Consider the following 16,401-nt stretch of genomic DNA (forward strand, 5'->3'; position numbering starts at 1 on the left):
TCGCCAGCCCCCTGCCGAGCGGGGGGCATTGCCAGCCATGCCCCCCTCGCTTCGCTATCTCTGCTATGATGCCTGCACACAAATAAGACAAAACAACATGTAGAGGAAAAGATGAGTTCCACCAGAAGAGGGATGATGAACGTCCTGATTGCCGCCGTATTGTGGGGAAGTTCAGGCGTTTGTGCACAGTACATTATGGAGCAGAGCCAGATGTCGTCACAGTTTCTGACCATGACGCGCCTGATTTTCGCCGGACTCATTCTGCTGATGCTCTCTTTTGTGCACGGCGACAAAGTCTTCTCCATTATCAAAAACCGCAAAGATGCCATCAGCCTGCTGATTTTCTCGGTGGTTGGCGCACTCACTGTCCAGCTAACCTTCCTGCTGACCATTGAAAAATCCAACGCCGCGACCGCGACAGTACTGCAGTTTTTGTCACCAACCATTATCGTGGCGTGGTTCTCCGTGGTGCGCAAAGCGCGACCGGGGATTCTAGTGCTGACCGCGATCTTCACCTCGCTTATCGGCACCTTCTTGCTGGTCACCCACGGTAACCCGACGTCGCTGTCCATTTCACCTGCCGCACTGTTCTGGGGTATCGCTTCTGCATTCGCCGCGGCTTTTTATACCACCTATCCTTCCACACTAATTGCACGGTACGGTACGCTGCCGGTCGTCGGCTGGAGCATGTTAATCGGCGGTCTGATCCTGCTCCCGTTCTATGCCGGGCAAGGAACAAACTTTGTGGTGAATGGCAGTTTGATTCTGGCGTTTTTCTATCTGGTGGTTATCGGCACGTCGCTGACGTTCAGTCTGTACCTGAAAGGTGCGCAGATGATTGGCGGACCGAAAGCGAGCATTTTGAGCTGCGCGGAACCGCTGAGTAGCGCGTTGCTGTCTCTGTTGTTGCTGGGCATTACATTCACCCTACCTGACTGGCTGGGCACACTGCTGATCCTCTCTTCCGTGGTGCTGATCTCAATGGACTCCCGCCGCCGCGCCAAAGCGGTTTAATACCCACCGGCGCGGCAACGGGCTACGATTACCAGCCCGGAACCGCGCCGCCGTTAAAGATAGTTTCTGCCGCCTTCGCCACTTCCGGTGACTGATAAGATTGCAGGAATTCTTTTACATTCTCGGCATCTTTATTGTCTTCTCTAGCCACCAGGATATTCACGTACGGTGAATTTTTGTCTTCTATAAACACGCTGTCATGCACCGGAGAAAGTCCGGTTTGCTGAATATAAGTGGTACTGATAATCGCCACATCCACTTTCTGATCGTCCAGCACACGCGGTAACTGCGCACCTTCCAGCTCCATAATATTCAGATGCCGTGGATTATCGGTGATATCCAGCGCCGTTGGCAGCAGGCCAGTATCCGCTTTCAGAGTGATTAATTTCTCTTTTTGCAGCAGTAACAGCGCCCGTCCGAGGTTAGTCGGATCGTTAGGAATGGCAATCGTCGCACCGTCTTTCAGCTCAGCAAGGGTTTTGATTTTTTTCGAATAGCCGGCCATTGGGAAAACAAAGGTATTACCCACCGCCACCAGCTTATAACCGTGCGCTTTATTATCTTGTTCAAGGAACGGACGATGCTGGAAGACATTGGCATCCAGTTCACCGTGATTGGTGGCATCGTTGGGCAGCAGTGAACCACTAAATCCAACCAGTTCGACATCCAGGCCGTACTTCTCTTTAGCCACTTTCTTCGCAACTTCCGCGACATCCTGCTCTGCGCCGTTAATTACGCCGACTTTGATATGTTTCGCATCGCTGCTTTGCTGATCGCAACCAGCCAGCAGTAATCCCGCCAGCAATACTGCCGCCCCGGCCCCGAAATGAGGTATCTTCAGTTTCACGTTTTATCCTTTTGCAATAACCGCCTGATGGGTAATGAAATGACTATAGCGGGAAGGCCGCTGCGGTTTAAAAAACGAAAAAGCATCAGCAAGAAGAAAAAAGCATAACGGGAAAAAGATAAGTTAGTCGGAAGATGCCGTTAGTTCATCACTTGAAAGCCCGGTGATAATTAGCACCAGTTCACGATCGATTCCCTTCTCAAGCATGGCATGGGCTATCCGCAACGCTTCGTCCTTTTTACCTTCGCGTTTGCCTTCGAGTTTGCCTTCTAGCCCCCCTGTCCTTCGCCCCGACTCACGTAAGCATTCTGCAATTGTCATTAATCTCTCCTTATGTTGGGGAACGCGCAGGGCAACTTCTCGAATAAACGCCTCAAAACGCGGTGCGCTGCCAGACTGCACCAGGTAATTAAATAGCGTTTCTACCTGACTGTCATTAGCGTGTCCCTTAATCAGCAGAGCAACCAGTTTATCGACCAGCACCATCAAATCGCGCTCACGTATATGCTTCTGGACAAGTTCCAGTAGCGCACACAACATCAGGGAATAGCGTTCGCAAAAATGCCCGGAAAGCGTGAGCACCTCCGGGCATTTTTTATGCGCCATCCGGCGATAGCGACATCACACCAGGGCTTTGACTATCTCCATCAACCTGACGACATCTTCAGGTCGGGTATTGCCGGTCTGTGGGTCGATAATCGAGCTGTAAACATGCGGCATGACGCGGGGTACTCCCGCCTGCAGACAGGTTTGCAGGATAATGCCGAAGTTATCAAGATCGATTCCACCGGTCGGTTCAATCAATGTCATGCCGTTTCGCGCCGCGGTCGTCGCCAGTGCGTACAGCTCAGGCAGAGACTGCTCACCGCCCATCGGGAAGAACTTCGCCGCGTGAGCCCCTGAATCGAGCATCATACGTACTGCTGCATCGCAGGAAACGCGGGCTGGTGTGCCCTGGCTGCTACTGACACCGGTCGAGATCAACACTTCCCCCGGCGTGCCCGTCGGGCTGACCAATGCGTTGATATGGGTCTGTTCACCGCCCGTTGCCGCCAGGGCGCCTGCCGCAAACCCACAGCCGGTAAAGGTCTGGTTGACGTGTGCCGGATGGACCTGTGAGGCAATCATCGCCGCTTTATAATACTGCGCCGGGTCGCCCGCCCCCAGCCCTACAGAGATTGACGGCACATCTTCCATCCAGCGTTTAACTTCGCGGACCCCTTCCTCCACCGAAGCAAATTGGGCGGAAAGTATGCCGATCACCGCATGGCCTTCAGCAGCCTCATAGATCTCCCGCGCATTGGCGATATCCTTCGCCAGTACGTTAATGGCCACTTTATTACGATAAAAATTAATCTGCTGCATGCTCTGCAATCTCCTTTAATCGTGCCACGATCAACGCCATTTCCCCTTCGGCGACCGTACGCGGGTCAAGGCTAAAAACCCCCTGATGAAGGTTGTAACGGCGAGCGTAAATCGCGATTTCACCCTCTCGCAGTTGCGCTTCTACGGCGTAAGCATCCAGCCCCAGCACCCGCGCATTCACCCGAATACGAATCCGCCAGATGGCGCGTCCAGCCTCATCCTGCTCGATATCCGCATCCAGTCCACGGATCTCTGAAATCGCCTGCACCACGGGGCGGAGCTCTTCGGCGGTGACCACGGTTTGTCCCTGATGGTAGTTTTCCAGGGCATACACCAGCCCAACCATATTCTCTTTGCCGATTTTCATCGCCCGGGCAATTCCGTGATGCTGAGCCTTACAGGCCGCAATCCACTGTTTCTTCCCGGTGATAAATCCGGAGGTCGGCGCGTTAAAGGCTTTTGCCCCGCTGTAGACCACCATATCCGCCCCGCTTGCTACCCAGGCGTGTAAATCTTCCTCGGCGGCGGCATCGACAATCAGCGGCAGGTTGTGAATCTGCGCAACCTGCACAAAATCGGCAATACCCAACATGCCTTTCTGCACGCAGTGGTGCGATTTCACGTACAGCAGCGCGGCGGTGTTGTCGGTAATCGCGCTCTCCAGCTGCCAGCGGGCCGCCAGATTACTTGAGCCAACCTCCACCACCCGCCCGCCGCCCAAACGGATGGCGCTGGTGATGGGCGCACCGTAGTCCACGTTGTGCCCGCGCAATATAACCACTTCATTAGCCATACCCGCGCTGTCCGGCATCATCGTGACTCTTGCCTGGTCACCGCGGGTAATGGCCGCGGCAACAGCGATGGCAATACCCGCCGACGCACAGGAGGTGACATAGCTGTCTTCCGCGCCGGTATAGCGGGAAACCAGCTCGCCGGTACGGTCCACCAGCCGATCAATTTCAACAAAGGCTGAGGCCGCTCGTGCGGTGGCCTGCATCACTTCCGGGGCCACGCTGGAAACACCCAAAATGGTCATCTTGCCGCAGGCGTTAATGACCTGTTTTAGCCCCAACTGTTGATAGATATTTTGCGTCATGGCTTACAGCACTCCCAGCAGCGAACAGACCACGCTGAGCGCGACAATCGACAGCAAAATCGTGGTATAACGCGGCCCTTTCTTCACCAGGTAGAAGTAAATGGCGAACACCGCCGCCAGCGGTAACAGACCGGGGGCAATAGAGTCGAGGATTTGCTGAACCACCACTTCAGAACCTTTCAGGGCACTGAGTTTTAACGGCGTGGTGATCTTGACGTAGCTAGCAGAAAGCGCCCCCATCATGATCAAGCCCAGCACGTTCGCGCCGTAGATAAGCTCCTTTATTCGCCCTCCCTGCAGCAGGCCAATAATCGAGTCACGCCCCAGCGTATAGCCTTTGTGAACCATGCCATAGCTGATTGCCAGCGTAATAGCAGGATAGAGAATTAACGGCACAATTCCGCCCATCGCGCTGCCATTGGCGGCGAACGGGATGAATATAGCAATTAACAACGGCATCACGGCGGCCCAGATGATGGAGTCCCCCATCCCGGCCAGCGGTCCCATCAGTCCGGTTTTAATCCCGGTGATGGAGGCATCGCTGATCGGCTCGCCGCGGGTTTTCTGTTCCTCCATCGCAATGGAGATCCCCTGAATCACCGCCCCGAACGTCTGCTCCGAGTTGAAGAAGTTCAAATGGCGTTTCAGCGCTTCAACCTGCTCCTCTTTTTGCGGGTAGAGTTTTTTGATGATCGGCGTCATTGAGGCGCAGAAAATCAGGCTCTGCAATCGCTCATAGGAGCTGGAAACTTCCGCGCCCAGCCAGTAGATAAACCAGGCTTTGGTGATGTCGGCTTTGGTCAGCGTGCCGCTTTCACGCGCACGCTCCACCAGTTCATGCTGCATTACGTCGCTGCTCATCATGCTGCTCCTTCATTTTTCGCCAGACCTTTAATCAGGAAGGCCACGCAGGTACCAAAGATTGCCATCGCCATGATGTCCACCTTCAGGTACAGCACCGCAAAGAAACCACCGATAAACCATGGCAGCAGGCTCTTTTTACCGATCACCATAATGGTGATGGCGAAGCCCAGCGCCGGCAGAATGCCGCCCATAATTTCAAAGGAGTGCGTCAGCCAGTGCGGCATCAGCTTCAGGAAGCTTTCCACTACGTCCTGACCAAAATAGTTAGCGGCGAAGACTACCGGAAAACGCAGCACCAGCCCGAGCAACGCCGGGTAGAGGAATGCACAGCGCATAATGCCCGCCATGTTTGCCGTTTCCGCATGCTTGTCGGCCATATGTACCCACGCGGCGTTTAACGTGCGACGCAGCTGGTCGAGGAACACGCCGATAACACCGAACGGAATAGCCAGTGCGATAGCCAGGTTCGGGTCCATGCCAGCCTTCACGGCGATAGGAATTGAAATACAGGCAGCCAGCGCTGGATCAGAGGGCACGTTGCCGCCCGGTGTAGACGTCACGCCGAGGTAGACCAGCTGCATACCTGCGCCAATAATCATCGCCGTTTCCATGTTGCCCAACAGCAGGCCAACAAATACGGCAATCACCACTGGCTGTAGCAGCATGGCGGAGAAGGTGTAGCCAAGACGTAATCGGGCAAACCAGTAATACAACCCCATCAGGCTTGCAAAGACTAAAGTATCCATAATTATTTACCCTGTTATCAGAGGATTAGAATTTTTTCAGGATATCGTCCAGAGACTGCGGCTTATCTTCCGGGATAGTCTGGAAGAACACCTGAATCCCACGATTTTTCAGGTCGCTCAGAATGCCGACGTCTTTTTCATCCAGCGTAATGTTCTGGAATACCGCTTTGCGGTTTGGCCCACCGCCCAGCCCACCGACCTGAATGGTGGTGACGTCAAAGCCCAACTGGACCGCTTCCTGAACCGCCGCCAGGGAGGGGAACAGCACCAGCACCTTGCCGTCACCCAGCTGATTCTCTTTCCAGGCTGCAGCAAAACTTTGGTTACCGAAGCAATCCACTTTGATGTTCGGCGGCGCGGCCATCAGGTAGATATTTTTCATAAACGGATCGGCATCCAGCTCATCGCTGACCACCGCAATCCGGTTTGCCTGAGATTGCCCAACCCATTTGGTGACCACTTGTCCATGAATCAGACGGCTATCGATACGACATAAGACGATGTTTGCCATGGTGTTTATTCCTTATTGTGATTGTTGTAATTGACGTACGTGGGCCACAACGTCCAGGCAGCTGCTACGCCCGGCCTCGACCAGATCGGCCACGCAGGTGGTCAGTTGGCCATGCTCGCGTTTGTCGAGCGCCTCCAGCAACAACGAGGCATTGAGCCCGGAAATCACTGCCACCGGGTAATCGGCGCTCAGCCGTGCCGCCACGTTAGACGTGGTGCCGCCAATAAAATCGGTCAGGATCAGTGAGCCTTCCGGCATAGCTTTCACTACGGCTTCGACGCGCTGATAAAATTCGCCGAGCGTATCAACGGGCATCAGCGCAATTTCCGTCACGCCTTTGATTTCGCCCATCACCATGCGCAGGCTGTTGCAAAGCTGTTGCCCCCAGCCGCCATGAGTCAGCAGCAGGATCTGGGGCAAGGATTCAGTGGTAGTCAAAATGGCCTCCTGGCTCGATTACATAGACATAGGTAAACAGAGCAAAGGTTGTGCCAGAATTTGTGTCACGTGGGGGAGTCGTGGGTGCCGACGGGGCGCAAAGCCCCGCAAGTCTTGGGATTAGCTATACAGCAGTTCGTAAATATAAAAATATTCCGCGTCCGATAAGCGAATGGCATAGGCCTCTTCGATCGGCAGGAAAGCAGATTTAATGACACTAAACGCACGAACATCCAGATCTGGCTTGTTCTCCAGCGCCATCTGTAATGGTTTGCGGTTAATCACGATACGCTCGACCATACAACAGCAGTGGATCAGGAAGCGCAGTGTCACCTGACGGCTCGGTTTGAGCGAAAGCGTGGTGGTCAGGTGATTCAGCACGCCTTCCATCTCTTTCAGAATCCGCTGCGGGTTGAGCACCGAAATATGGTTAATGATGCTCTCCATGGTCAACGCGCTAATAAAGCGCATCGCGCTGCGCTCCATCTGCAGACGGCGTTCGCTGCTGGAGAGATCCGGCGTCAGCAGGCTGAGCACCAGTTCAGGGCCTTGCTCAGAGAACAGCTCCTCGAGCGAAATAAACGGAATATCCGGCAGTCCCGGCTGGAATGTCCCCACGATGCCCGCCAGACGTTCACTGGCGTTAATCGCCTGTTGCACGCGCTCCAGGCTGCGAACTTCGTTGTAATCGAGGATCACCATCCGCGTATCCTGCGACATCAGCTCGCCGAAGCTCTCTTCCAGCACCTTTTTGATTTTTTCTGCCGTTCCCATCCCGGTGATGCAGGAGATAACCAGCACTTTACCGTTATTTTCCTGCTGCGGCGTACAGAGCTGACAGGGAATATTTTTGCTCTGCATCAACGCCGCCAGCTGCGGCAAGTCACTGGTTTCGTAGCTCAAATCCAGCCCTATCTCCAGCAGACTGGTGAGCGTGATATTGGGCATCAGCAGAACGTCTATCTGGAATAATTTGCTGATCGTACTGCCAAAATGGACCAGTGAGCCAATATCCACCATCAGGATCAATCGGCGATATTGCCGGGTCTGGATCATCTGCGTCAGGGCTTCCAGCGTGTCATGCACCGACTGCTCGAAAGGCATATCAATAGCGCTGAACACCTCGCGCTCCAGCACGCGATTCACGTACTGCGCCTGGCTTGTGGCGGTCGTCGCGCCGTGGGCAATCAAAATCACCCCGCAGTCCGGACTGGCGTCAATCCGTTGGCGGTAATGACGGCACTCTTTGAGGAACAGGCACAGCCAGACCACTTCCGTCGCCGGACACTGAATATGCAGCAGTTCATTGATTTTTCGGCATAACAGCGTGGCGTTTTCATATTCATCTTTGCAGCGATCGAGGATCAGGCTGGAAGAATAAAGTTGCGGAATAAGGCCGCGCTGCACGTAGCCAATCAGCGCCAGGAAGTGTTTGCGCAGCGGGTTAACCAGATTTTCCGGCAGCGTAAAACCAAGCACCTGCTCAACGCAGCCAATCAGCAGCGTGACCCGCTCTTCAATCTGATCGCCATAGCGCGGGGGATGCGCCACGCTGTCGCGGCTGTAGAGACCATATTCAAAAATCGAGCTGAGTTTGTTTTTGAGGATTGCCAGCGTTTCGGCTGGCGGTACGTTGCTGTTACGCAGGTTGATATATTCCCGGGTCAGGAAGCTGTAAAAGAGATCGCTCTCCTCAATTTCGGCTCCGGTGGCCAGCGAATTTTTCAGTGCGGGCAGCGTGCGGGCATCGATGCTCAGGTGCTCTTTGCCTTCGAACAGCGCCCCAACCAGCAGACGTTGTTCCGGCGTGGCGTTAAACGGGATTTCTGCCAGACGTTTATCCAGTTGTAGCGTATCGCTGTGCTCCGTCATTCCCGAGGCCCAGGCCTGGGCGCAGAGAAACTGAATGTCGCTCTTGAGCTGACCAATATTACCTTCCAGCGGCTTGTTCAGCAGCCAGAGCAGCAGGGTACGGTCGATGCTTATCGTGCGCTCGATTTTACGACTCTCACGCTGTAAGAAGCCGACAATCAATTCAACCTGCTCTTCTACCGAACGCTGGCGGATGCCGGGGAGATCGATACATACCTGAATACGCCGCTGGAAGGTGCGCAGCAATGCCGAACTGACAGGTTCGGTGGTCGCACAAATCAGACGAACCGAAATAGAACGCGCCATGGCGCTTGAACCCAACGGTCGATACTCGCCTTTGTCGAGAATAGAGAACAGCTTTTCCTGGCCTTCATACGGCAGACGATGCACTTCATCAAGCAGCAGATAACCGCCGTCGGCCTGCTCGACCAGACCGGGTTTATTCTCGTTTGCGCCGGTAAACGCCCCCTGTCGATGACCAAACAGATGTGAAGAGAGCAGCTCCGGGTTATGGGCGTATTCCGCGCAGTTGAAATAAACCAGCGGCGGGGGCGTACCCGTGGCGCGTTCACAGGCGAAACGGTGCATCAGCTCGGCAAAAAAAGTTTTGCCGACACCAGAAGGACCGGTCAAAAGAACGTGGAGTCCGTGGGGATAAAGCACCGCCGCGCGGCCTTTTTCCACCGCATCGCGCAAACTGCGATCGTAACCAATCAGGCCCAAAAAGGGATCGTCTGCAGCCTGATTTTCCTGGGCAGGCAACAGATCGGCAACGGTTTGTACTTCACGCTCGGACTCATCCAGTTTGCGCCCCAGCAGCGTTTCAATCGCCTGACGATGCAGAAAGAACACCGGGCGCCCGCGGCTTTTAATCGCCAGGCCGTCGTTCCAGAGCTGATTGAGATCTTTACTGACCGAGTTGCGCGCCAGCCCGAGGTTAAAGCCGATGGCCTCCGCCGTAAACGCTGTTTCCTGCGCCAGATGGGCAAGATTCAGTCCTCGCGTCAGCCGTTCCAGCTCTCCCAGTATTATCTCAATCCGTCTCATCTCTTTACCGCTTAAGAAATAAATGATTGTTCAGAACATACACTATTCTGCTGCGCAAGAAAGTGAGGCGGCGTCCAGACCTTCCGGTCATCAAAACGTTTTTGACAAATAATGGCGCGCGGAACCGGTTTCCGGGAAGTTATCGAGGGTCATTTGCAGCTGATAGCCGTTTTTCTGATAAAACGGCAGCGCCTGGAAGCTCATGGTATCCACCAGCGCATGCAGGCATCCTCTCTCACGCGCCGTCTGTTCTGCAGCCTGCATCAATTTTGTGCCGTAACCGCCTTTACGCAGCGAGTCATGCATCCACAGGAAATCAATGCACAACCATTCACCTTTGATTTTGCCGATCAGCCCACCCACAATTTCATTGCGCTCATCGCGCCAGTACACTGCCAGGTCGCCAAAATTGGTCGTTTTCAGAAACTGGCGATTGTAAGCGCGTAGTCCGGCAAGCAGGGCATTTTGATCGTCTTCGGTAATCGTATCGGTAATCTGTATTTGCATCCTATCCTCCTGAAATACTACAACTTCTGGCTGATTTATTTTTAAACGTTAACACAGGCTGATGAGTGAGCCGTATGCCGTCTACACTTACTCTTGAGATGATGCGCATCAACAACAAGGATTATTATCATGAAACGAGTCATTTTTCCGATTATTGCCGTCCTTTTCACGCTACCAGGCCTGGCGCAGGCTGACTCAGCTTACGGCGGGTTACAGTCGGTTCACGAAAAGAACACCGTACTCAAGGATTTGCGCAAACTTTGCACCCCACAGGGGTCACCATCGGATGAAGTGTGGGAAAAAACAATTATGTCTGATACGCGCAATCAGCAGCACATCCGTGAAGCTATTGTGGCGATAGAAAGAAACAATCAGAACAACTACTGGGAAGCGCTTGGCAAAGTTGAGTGCCCGGATTTATAGCCATTATGTTGGAAAATGAGCACTGTAACCGGTTTCTGTATCGCAAAAACACGTATTGTTGCCACAACGAATAAAGAGTAAGGGAGCAACAATAATGCGATACCGTTTTCCTGCGAACTTCTGGTGGGGCAGTGCCTGCTCCGCGCTGCAAACGGAAGGTGATAGCCTCAACGGCGGCAAAAGCCAGACCACATGGGATGTGTGGTTCGACCGCCAACCGGGTCGGTTCCATCAGGGAATTGGTCCGGCGAACACATCCACGTTTTATCAGCATTGGAAACAGGACATCGCCCTACTCAACCAGCTGAAACATAACAGCTTTCGTACATCGCTGAGCTGGTCACGCCTGATCCCAAACGGCACGGGTGAGGTGAATCCAGAGGCCGTTGATTTTTATAACAACGTCATCGACGAGCTGCTGGCACAAGGTATTACACCCTTTATCACCCTGTTCCATTTTGACATGCCGATGGTGATGCAGGAGAAAGGCGGCTGGGAAAACCGTGAAGTGGTCGAGGCATTTGGCCACTATGCACAGACCTGCTTTAACTTGTTCGGCAATCGGGTGAAGCACTGGTTCACCTTTAACGAACCGATTGTCCCGGTAGAAGGCGGTTATCTGTATGATTTCCACTACCCTAACGTGGTGGATTTCAAACGCGCCGCGACGGTGGCGTACCACACCATTCTGGCACATTCGATGGCGGTTCGGGCGTATCGTGACGCAAACCATGACGGTGAAATCGGCGTGGTGCTGAATTTAACGCCTTCCTACCCGCGCTCGCAAAACCCGGCCGATGTGAAAGCCGCACACTATGCAGACCTGCTCTTTAACCGTAGTTTCCTCGACCCGGTGCTGAAGGGTGAATACCCGGCAGATCTGGTGGCATTGCTGAAAGAATACGATCAGCTTCCGACCTGCCAGCCCGACGACGCGCAGTTGATCGCCGACGGCAAAATCGACCTGCTGGGGATTAACTATTACCAACCGCGTCGCGTGAAATGTCGTGATAGCGCAGTCAATCCGAACGCACCGTTTATGCCGGAATGGTTATTTGATTACTACGAAATGCCGGGACGTAAAATGAACCCTTACCGTGGCTGGGAAATCTATGAGCCGGGTATTTACGATATTATTACCAACCTGCGTGAGAATTACGGCAATCCGCGCTGTTTTATTTCTGAAAACGGTATGGGTGTCGAAAATGAGCAGCGTTTCATCGAGCAGGACCAGATAAACGACAGCTATCGTATTGAATTTGTATCTGAACATCTGAAATGGCTACACAAAGGCATTAGCGAAGGCTGCAATTGTCTTGGCTACCATATGTGGACCTTTATTGATAACTGGTCATGGCTGAACGGATACAAAAACCGCTACGGTTTTGTCCAGCTCGATCTGGAAACGCAAAAACGCACGGTGAAAAAGAGTGGCGAATGGTTTGCTCATACCGCCGAAAACAATGGTTTTGATTAAAACCAACCTGGATGCCGGATAGCGATCCGGCATACCGAGCTTTAGTTTATTGCATACCTTTTATGCGAACTTTCGCCGCCACCAGAAGCGCCGTTAGCAGCATCAGGCTGCCGGAGAGCATCAGGGGCGACAGCAAACCAAGGTTATCGAGCGCATAGCCTCCCACCGCTGCCCCGCAGGTATTGGCAAGCTGGATCACGGCGACCTGAACGGACCCGGCTTTCTCTGCCTGATCGGCCAAAGAACGGGTGATCCACGTCGACCAACCGACCGGTACCAACGCAAACGCCAGCCCCCAGATAATCGCAATTGCGGCCGCCACCACTTTGTCACTGCCCCATAGAATCAGCACCAGCGCGCTGAGCGCCAGCACCAGCGGCGCACCGGCTAAGGCCAGTTTTACCGAGCGCTTCAGAATTACCGAGGAGAGCGACGTCCCGACAAAGCTGGCAATGCCAAAACTCAGCAGCACCAGCGTCAGGCCATCAACGCCAAAGCCCGCCAGATTCATGTAGATCGGGCGAATATAGGTAAAGAAGGCGAACTGCCCGGCAAAGGACATGAAGATGGCAATCATCCCGGCCATCACCCCTGGACGCTGCAACAGGCTGAACATGTTTTGTTTCTGATGCGAAGGTTCGCCAGGCAGCGAAGGCAACGCTCTCACCACCCAAATAGTGCACAGCACGCCCATCACCGCCGCGGCATTAAAGACGTTGCGCCAGCCAATGATGCCACCTAAGAAACTCCCCAGCGGGGCGGCAATGACCAGTGCGATAGAGACTGCGCCAAAAATCACCGACAGCGCTTTCGGCACCGTACGTGCAGGGACCAGACGCATGGTCAGCGACGCCGACATCGCCCAAAAGCCGCCAAGAGCCAGACCGAGGCAGGCGCGGCCAACGAGCAGCAGCGAAAAAGAATTGGCAAAGGAAACCAGCAGACAGGAAAGCGTCAGCAGCACCGAAAAGAGGATCACCACATAACGACGATCGGTCGCCTGAATAATTTGCGTCACAAACAGGCTGGCAAACATAGCGACAAATGCCGTCACGGTCACCGATTGCCCCGCCACACCTTCAGAAGTCCCCAGATCCTGCGCCATCGGCGTCAGCAGGCTAACAGGGAGAAATTCAACGGTTATCAGGCAGGCAACGCAGAACGCCACGGCGAATACCGCCGACCAGTTCGGTCGGGCATTTGCCTCAGCGCGGGATTTTTGTTCAACAGCGTCACTCATTTTGTTACCTGCGTGGGGTTATTGTAGAAAAGTTACGCAGTGTAACATTAAATTTGTGACGCATTTAACGTTTCAGCAACTGTTTTTCATTTACTGCAAACGCCAGGCTATCGGATTCCTAAAGATGGAACGCGACTCTTTTACCTGTTGGCAGCTTAACATCAATGCTCAACTCACCACCCAGCGCAGCGACATAACGCTTTAGAGTTGACAGGCGTGGATCGTTATCAGCCTGTTCCATTTTTGCAATTGTTGGCTGCTTGACGCCCATTGCTGAGGCAAGTTCAGCCTGAGAGAGATTCAGTTCTTCCCTTAACATATTTAACGCAACTGCCTGACGTAGCACTTCTACTTTTTCAGCAATGCGCTCCTGGCTTTCGGGGCTTTGTTTAGCCATCAATTCTTTAAGGGTAGCCATAATTTTTCCTTACTTATTAAGGTGCTTTCGGTACTCAATATCTGCAAACTTGATCATATCTTTATAGAATTTCTTCTCGTTTATCCCTGTTTTATCCCCGGCACATAACACGATGCCATGACGGGAAGGATCAAACGCAAAGAACGCCCGAATGGGATTGCCCTGATGTTGTACCCGTAACTCTTTCATATTTGAAAAAGCAGAATCATTCACCGTATCTGCAAACGGCCTGCCTAACTGGGGTCCATATTCGGACAAAATCATCATCGCTGCGAGCATATCCTCCTTGAGCGCTTCGGTTTGTACATCAAACCACTTGTCGAAAGCATCCGTTGTTTCCACATCCCACATCAGCGATCCCTCATAGCTAATAAGCCATAGGTAAATTATAGCCTATTAGCTATTAAATCAATGCTTATCACGCACTCATTATTCGCTAATCGACGCAGCCCTTGCCAGCCCGGTTATCCACTCCTGGTGACCGTTAATCATCGGATTGGGTAGCGTACGTGCCAGCTCCTGTGCCGGAACACCACGCTGCGACTCCTGGGTCAGAATACGTACGCGCCCGCCGGGTAAATCCTCAAAGAGCCAGGCGTGGATCACATCCAGGCGTGTAGTGGCATCCCCTTCCGCCCAGCCGTGCCAGGCAATACGTGCAGCCTGACCATCGACCGGTGGCGCATATTCGATGATTTGCGCTTCAATCGGGAAGCCAAAGGTTGTGAAACGGAAACGAGCGTTCATGCTCAGTAACGGTCCGGAGCCATCGTGAAACCGGATATCCGCCACGTTGCTGTAATACGTCGGCCAGCGCGTTGTGTCGTTGAGCTGCGCCCAAACGGCGCGGGTGCTCAGTCCGGCAACAATGATTTCATTGGAGGCAAAGTTATCAGTCGTCCCTGGCAAATACGCTTGCGGCCAGATAATCGCACTTTGTTGAGTCGCTTGTTTCATGGTGAACCTCGTCGTGTAAGTTAACGAGGTTCATCATGCGCGGGAGAGAGATATAAATATAATGACGATTAAAAATATCCGTCATCACATATTTTGATATCAGTGCAACCAGTGCACCCCATCCTCAGGTTGAAAAAAGGCGTTATAGCGCATCTGAAACGCATTTATCTCCTGCATATCCGGCTCCATTTCGCGCAGAAAACCGAGCGCCAGGCGTACCTGTGCGTCGGTAATCGGCGCGGCCAGCCGGGCTTTTTGCAACACCCGGTGCCACTGCAGCAGATTCTGTTCATTACCGTCAACAATGACGATTTGCCAGATTAGCAGCACCTGGGCGGCATTTTGCAGATGCGATTCGTCAGGTCGATGGAGGTACTGTAAAAACGCCTCTCCCTGCACTTTCCCCATCTGATCGATCATCGATTCTACCGGCACGACATCAATACTCAGACGTTCGCTCAGACGGCGAATCGCGCGCCGTGACCCGGACGTCAGTACCCGAAAACCCACAACAAAAACAACGACCAGCGTGGCCAGCATTATCCAAATCATGCGCACATCCATTACCCGACAGGACGCCCATCATAGCGGCAAATTCACCAGTGTCGACGACTGAACGTGTCATAATGTGACTTATCGAACCCATGAGCAGACATCATGAAATCTGATATCAGAACCCTCGATCTTAATCTGTTGAAAACGCTGGATGCCCTGCTGGATGAACGCAACGTCACCCGGGCGGCGCAGCGGCTGTCGCTCACCCAACCAGCGGTCAGCGGCATGCTAAACCGTCTGCGTGATTATTTTGACGATCCGCTGTTTGTCCGCACGCCGCACGGTATTGTCCCGACGCTCCGGGCTCGCGAAATGGCGGCGCCCATCAAACAGATCCTCAGCGACATTGATATCCTGCTTAAGCCCGCGCAGTTCGACCCACTCACCGAAACGCTCACCTTTACCGTCGCCGCTACCGATTACGCCCTTAAAGCGGTGATCGTGCCGTTTATCGCCGCGCTTCGCGCACGTGCGCCAGGTATTCGTGTGCGGGTCGTTCCCGTTGAGCCAGAGCAGCTAACAACACAGTTTGAGCAGGGTAAAATTGACCTGGCGCTGCTGACGCCGGATTCAACACCGGATAATCTGCACAACCGCTCGTTATATAACGAAGAGTATGTCTGTCTCATGCGTCATGATCATCCCGATGCCCACCAGGTGCTAACACTCGATCGCTTCTGCGCGCTGGAGCATGTGCTGGTTTCTTATAAGGGAGAAAGTTTCTGGGGGGTCACCGATGATGCGCTGGCAGAGGTTGGACGAAAACGACAGATTGGTTTGTCAGTCAGCAGTTTTCTGGTTCTGCCGGATATCCTCGCGATTAGCGAGATGATTGCCGTCGTCCCTGCCCGGCTGGCCTATACCGATCCCCGGATGCACGTTGTGTCGCCGCCGCTGCCCATTACTGGTTTTACTAAAAGTATGGCCTGGCACGAACGCACGCACCGCGATGCGGCGCATCAGTGGCTACGCAATCTGATGCATGAAACCAGTCAGTCTAAACCATAAAAAAACCCGCCATAAA

18 protein-coding genes and 1 pseudogene are annotated in these 16,401 nt (G+C 53.5%); 4 read left to right on the forward strand and 15 right to left on the reverse strand.

The window, feature by feature from the left end:
- The first annotated feature begins 111 nt into the window (after positions 1-111).
- Complete coding sequence (locus FDX19_RS06990) at positions 112-1,014, forward strand: carboxylate/amino acid/amine transporter (RefSeq protein ID WP_137382157.1); 903 nt, start codon at positions 112-114, stop codon at positions 1,012-1,014.
- Positions 1,015-1,042: 28 nt separating this feature from the next.
- On the opposite strand, the gene nlpA is transcribed toward FDX19_RS06990, so the two are convergent.
- The 10 genes and pseudogenes from nlpA to FDX19_RS07040 form a co-directional block, all read right to left on the reverse strand.
- Positions 1,043-1,861, reverse strand: a complete 819-nt coding sequence (gene nlpA, locus FDX19_RS06995; protein WP_137382158.1) for a lipoprotein NlpA — start codon at positions 1,859-1,861, stop codon at positions 1,043-1,045.
- Positions 1,862-1,984: 123 nt separating this feature from the next.
- Positions 1,985-2,392 (reverse strand): annotated as a pseudogene (locus FDX19_RS07000) (Rpn family recombination-promoting nuclease/putative transposase); the annotation flags it as partial.
- Positions 2,393-2,482: 90 nt separating this feature from the next.
- The gene (locus FDX19_RS07005) at positions 2,483-3,226 is read right to left on the reverse strand and encodes a 2-dehydro-3-deoxy-phosphogluconate aldolase (RefSeq protein WP_137382159.1); all 744 of its coding nucleotides are present in this window, start codon (positions 3,224-3,226) and stop codon (positions 2,483-2,485) included.
- Positions 3,213-4,322 carry a D-glucosaminate-6-phosphate ammonia lyase gene (gene dgaE, locus FDX19_RS07010; RefSeq protein WP_137382160.1) on the reverse strand — a complete coding sequence of 370 codons (1,110 nt, stop codon included), beginning with the start codon at positions 4,320-4,322 and terminating at the stop codon, positions 3,213-3,215. Before dgaE ends, FDX19_RS07005 begins: the two co-directional genes overlap by 14 nt.
- A 3-nt stretch (positions 4,323-4,325) precedes the next feature.
- Positions 4,326-5,186, reverse strand: a complete 861-nt coding sequence (locus FDX19_RS07015) for a PTS system mannose/fructose/sorbose family transporter subunit IID (protein ID WP_005121522.1) — start codon at positions 5,184-5,186, stop codon at positions 4,326-4,328.
- Entirely contained in the window at positions 5,183-5,932 is a 750-nt protein-coding gene (locus tag FDX19_RS07020) for a PTS sugar transporter subunit IIC (RefSeq protein WP_003023960.1), read from the reverse strand. The genes FDX19_RS07015 and FDX19_RS07020 overlap by 4 nt, the downstream gene beginning before the upstream one ends.
- Before the next feature lie 25 nt (positions 5,933-5,957).
- Positions 5,958-6,443, reverse strand: a complete 486-nt coding sequence (locus FDX19_RS07025; protein ID WP_003023959.1) for a PTS system mannose/fructose/N-acetylgalactosamine-transporter subunit IIB — start codon at positions 6,441-6,443, stop codon at positions 5,958-5,960.
- Between the two features lie 12 nt (positions 6,444-6,455).
- A complete protein-coding gene (locus FDX19_RS07030) occupies positions 6,456-6,881 on the reverse strand; it encodes a PTS sugar transporter subunit IIA (protein WP_043018771.1) in 426 nt (141 codons plus the stop codon).
- A 120-nt stretch (positions 6,882-7,001) separates the two neighbouring features.
- Positions 7,002-9,800 carry a transcriptional regulator DagR gene (dagR, locus tag FDX19_RS07035; RefSeq protein ID WP_137382161.1) on the reverse strand — a complete coding sequence of 933 codons (2,799 nt, stop codon included), beginning with the start codon at positions 9,798-9,800 and terminating at the stop codon, positions 7,002-7,004.
- A gap of 90 nt (positions 9,801-9,890) precedes the next feature.
- Positions 9,891-10,307, reverse strand: coding sequence for a GNAT family N-acetyltransferase (locus tag FDX19_RS07040; RefSeq protein WP_137382162.1), 417 nt, complete (start codon positions 10,305-10,307; stop codon positions 9,891-9,893).
- 129 nt (positions 10,308-10,436) lie between these two features.
- Between FDX19_RS07040 and FDX19_RS07045 the strand changes: the two genes are divergently transcribed.
- Positions 10,437-10,730, forward strand: coding sequence for a YicS family protein (locus FDX19_RS07045; protein WP_137382163.1), 294 nt, complete (start codon positions 10,437-10,439; stop codon positions 10,728-10,730).
- Between the two features lie 94 nt (positions 10,731-10,824).
- Positions 10,825-12,207 (forward strand): glycoside hydrolase family 1 protein, encoded by a 1,383-nt coding sequence (locus FDX19_RS07050; protein WP_137382164.1) that lies wholly within the window; start codon positions 10,825-10,827, stop codon positions 12,205-12,207.
- A gap of 46 nt (positions 12,208-12,253) precedes the next feature.
- On the opposite strand, the gene nepI is transcribed toward FDX19_RS07050, so the two are convergent.
- The 5 genes from nepI to FDX19_RS07075 form a co-directional block, all read right to left on the reverse strand.
- The gene (nepI, locus tag FDX19_RS07055; RefSeq protein WP_137382165.1) at positions 12,254-13,447 is read right to left on the reverse strand and encodes a purine ribonucleoside efflux pump NepI; all 1,194 of its coding nucleotides are present in this window, start codon (positions 13,445-13,447) and stop codon (positions 12,254-12,256) included.
- A gap of 118 nt (positions 13,448-13,565) precedes the next feature.
- Positions 13,566-13,865, reverse strand: coding sequence for a helix-turn-helix domain-containing protein (locus tag FDX19_RS07060; RefSeq protein WP_006687695.1), 300 nt, complete (start codon positions 13,863-13,865; stop codon positions 13,566-13,568).
- A 9-nt stretch (positions 13,866-13,874) separates the two neighbouring features.
- A complete protein-coding gene (locus FDX19_RS07065) occupies positions 13,875-14,216 on the reverse strand; it encodes a type II toxin-antitoxin system RelE/ParE family toxin (protein ID WP_137382166.1) in 342 nt (113 codons plus the stop codon).
- A gap of 78 nt (positions 14,217-14,294) precedes the next feature.
- Complete coding sequence (locus FDX19_RS07070; protein ID WP_137382167.1) at positions 14,295-14,822, reverse strand: SRPBCC domain-containing protein; 528 nt, start codon at positions 14,820-14,822, stop codon at positions 14,295-14,297.
- Between the two features lie 99 nt (positions 14,823-14,921).
- Positions 14,922-15,374, reverse strand: coding sequence for a DUF1198 family protein (locus tag FDX19_RS07075; protein ID WP_137382168.1), 453 nt, complete (start codon positions 15,372-15,374; stop codon positions 14,922-14,924).
- A gap of 105 nt (positions 15,375-15,479) precedes the next feature.
- On the opposite strand from FDX19_RS07075, the gene FDX19_RS07080 reads away from it, so the two are divergent.
- Positions 15,480-16,385 (forward strand): LysR family transcriptional regulator, encoded by a 906-nt coding sequence (locus tag FDX19_RS07080; protein WP_137382169.1) that lies wholly within the window; start codon positions 15,480-15,482, stop codon positions 16,383-16,385.
- The last annotated feature ends 16 nt before the right edge of the window (positions 16,386-16,401 follow it).

This window comes from Citrobacter sp. wls619 (genome assembly GCF_005281345.1).
Lineage (GTDB): Bacteria > Pseudomonadota > Gammaproteobacteria > Enterobacterales > Enterobacteriaceae > Citrobacter.

Coding starts and splice junctions, on each gene's coding strand:
- FDX19_RS07005 (WP_137382159.1), bottom strand. CDS start 3,226: ATGCAGCAGATTAATTTTTATCGTAATAAAGTGGCCATTAACGTACTG.
- FDX19_RS07025 (WP_003023959.1), bottom strand. CDS start 6,443: ATGGCAAACATCGTCTTATGTCGTATCGATAGCCGTCTGATTCATGGA.
- FDX19_RS07075 (WP_137382168.1), bottom strand. CDS start 15,374: ATGATTTGGATAATGCTGGCCACGCTGGTCGTTGTTTTTGTTGTGGGT.
- FDX19_RS07020 (WP_003023960.1), bottom strand. CDS start 5,932: ATGGATACTTTAGTCTTTGCAAGCCTGATGGGGTTGTATTACTGGTTT.
- dagR (WP_137382161.1), bottom strand. CDS start 9,800: ATGAGACGGATTGAGATAATACTGGGAGAGCTGGAACGGCTGACGCGA.
- dgaE (WP_137382160.1), bottom strand. CDS start 4,322: ATGACGCAAAATATCTATCAACAGTTGGGGCTAAAACAGGTCATTAAC.
- FDX19_RS07065 (WP_137382166.1), bottom strand. CDS start 14,216: ATGTGGGATGTGGAAACAACGGATGCTTTCGACAAGTGGTTTGATGTA.
- FDX19_RS07080 (WP_137382169.1), top strand. CDS start 15,480: ATGAAATCTGATATCAGAACCCTCGATCTTAATCTGTTGAAAACGCTG.
- FDX19_RS07045 (WP_137382163.1), top strand. CDS start 10,437: ATGAAACGAGTCATTTTTCCGATTATTGCCGTCCTTTTCACGCTACCA.
- nepI (WP_137382165.1), bottom strand. CDS start 13,447: ATGAGTGACGCTGTTGAACAAAAATCCCGCGCTGAGGCAAATGCCCGA.
- FDX19_RS07015 (WP_005121522.1), bottom strand. CDS start 5,186: ATGATGAGCAGCGACGTAATGCAGCATGAACTGGTGGAGCGTGCGCGT.
- FDX19_RS06990 (WP_137382157.1), top strand. CDS start 112: ATGAGTTCCACCAGAAGAGGGATGATGAACGTCCTGATTGCCGCCGTA.
- FDX19_RS07060 (WP_006687695.1), bottom strand. CDS start 13,865: ATGGCTACCCTTAAAGAATTGATGGCTAAACAAAGCCCCGAAAGCCAG.
- FDX19_RS07050 (WP_137382164.1), top strand. CDS start 10,825: ATGCGATACCGTTTTCCTGCGAACTTCTGGTGGGGCAGTGCCTGCTCC.
- FDX19_RS07070 (WP_137382167.1), bottom strand. CDS start 14,822: ATGAAACAAGCGACTCAACAAAGTGCGATTATCTGGCCGCAAGCGTAT.
- FDX19_RS07040 (WP_137382162.1), bottom strand. CDS start 10,307: ATGCAAATACAGATTACCGATACGATTACCGAAGACGATCAAAATGCC.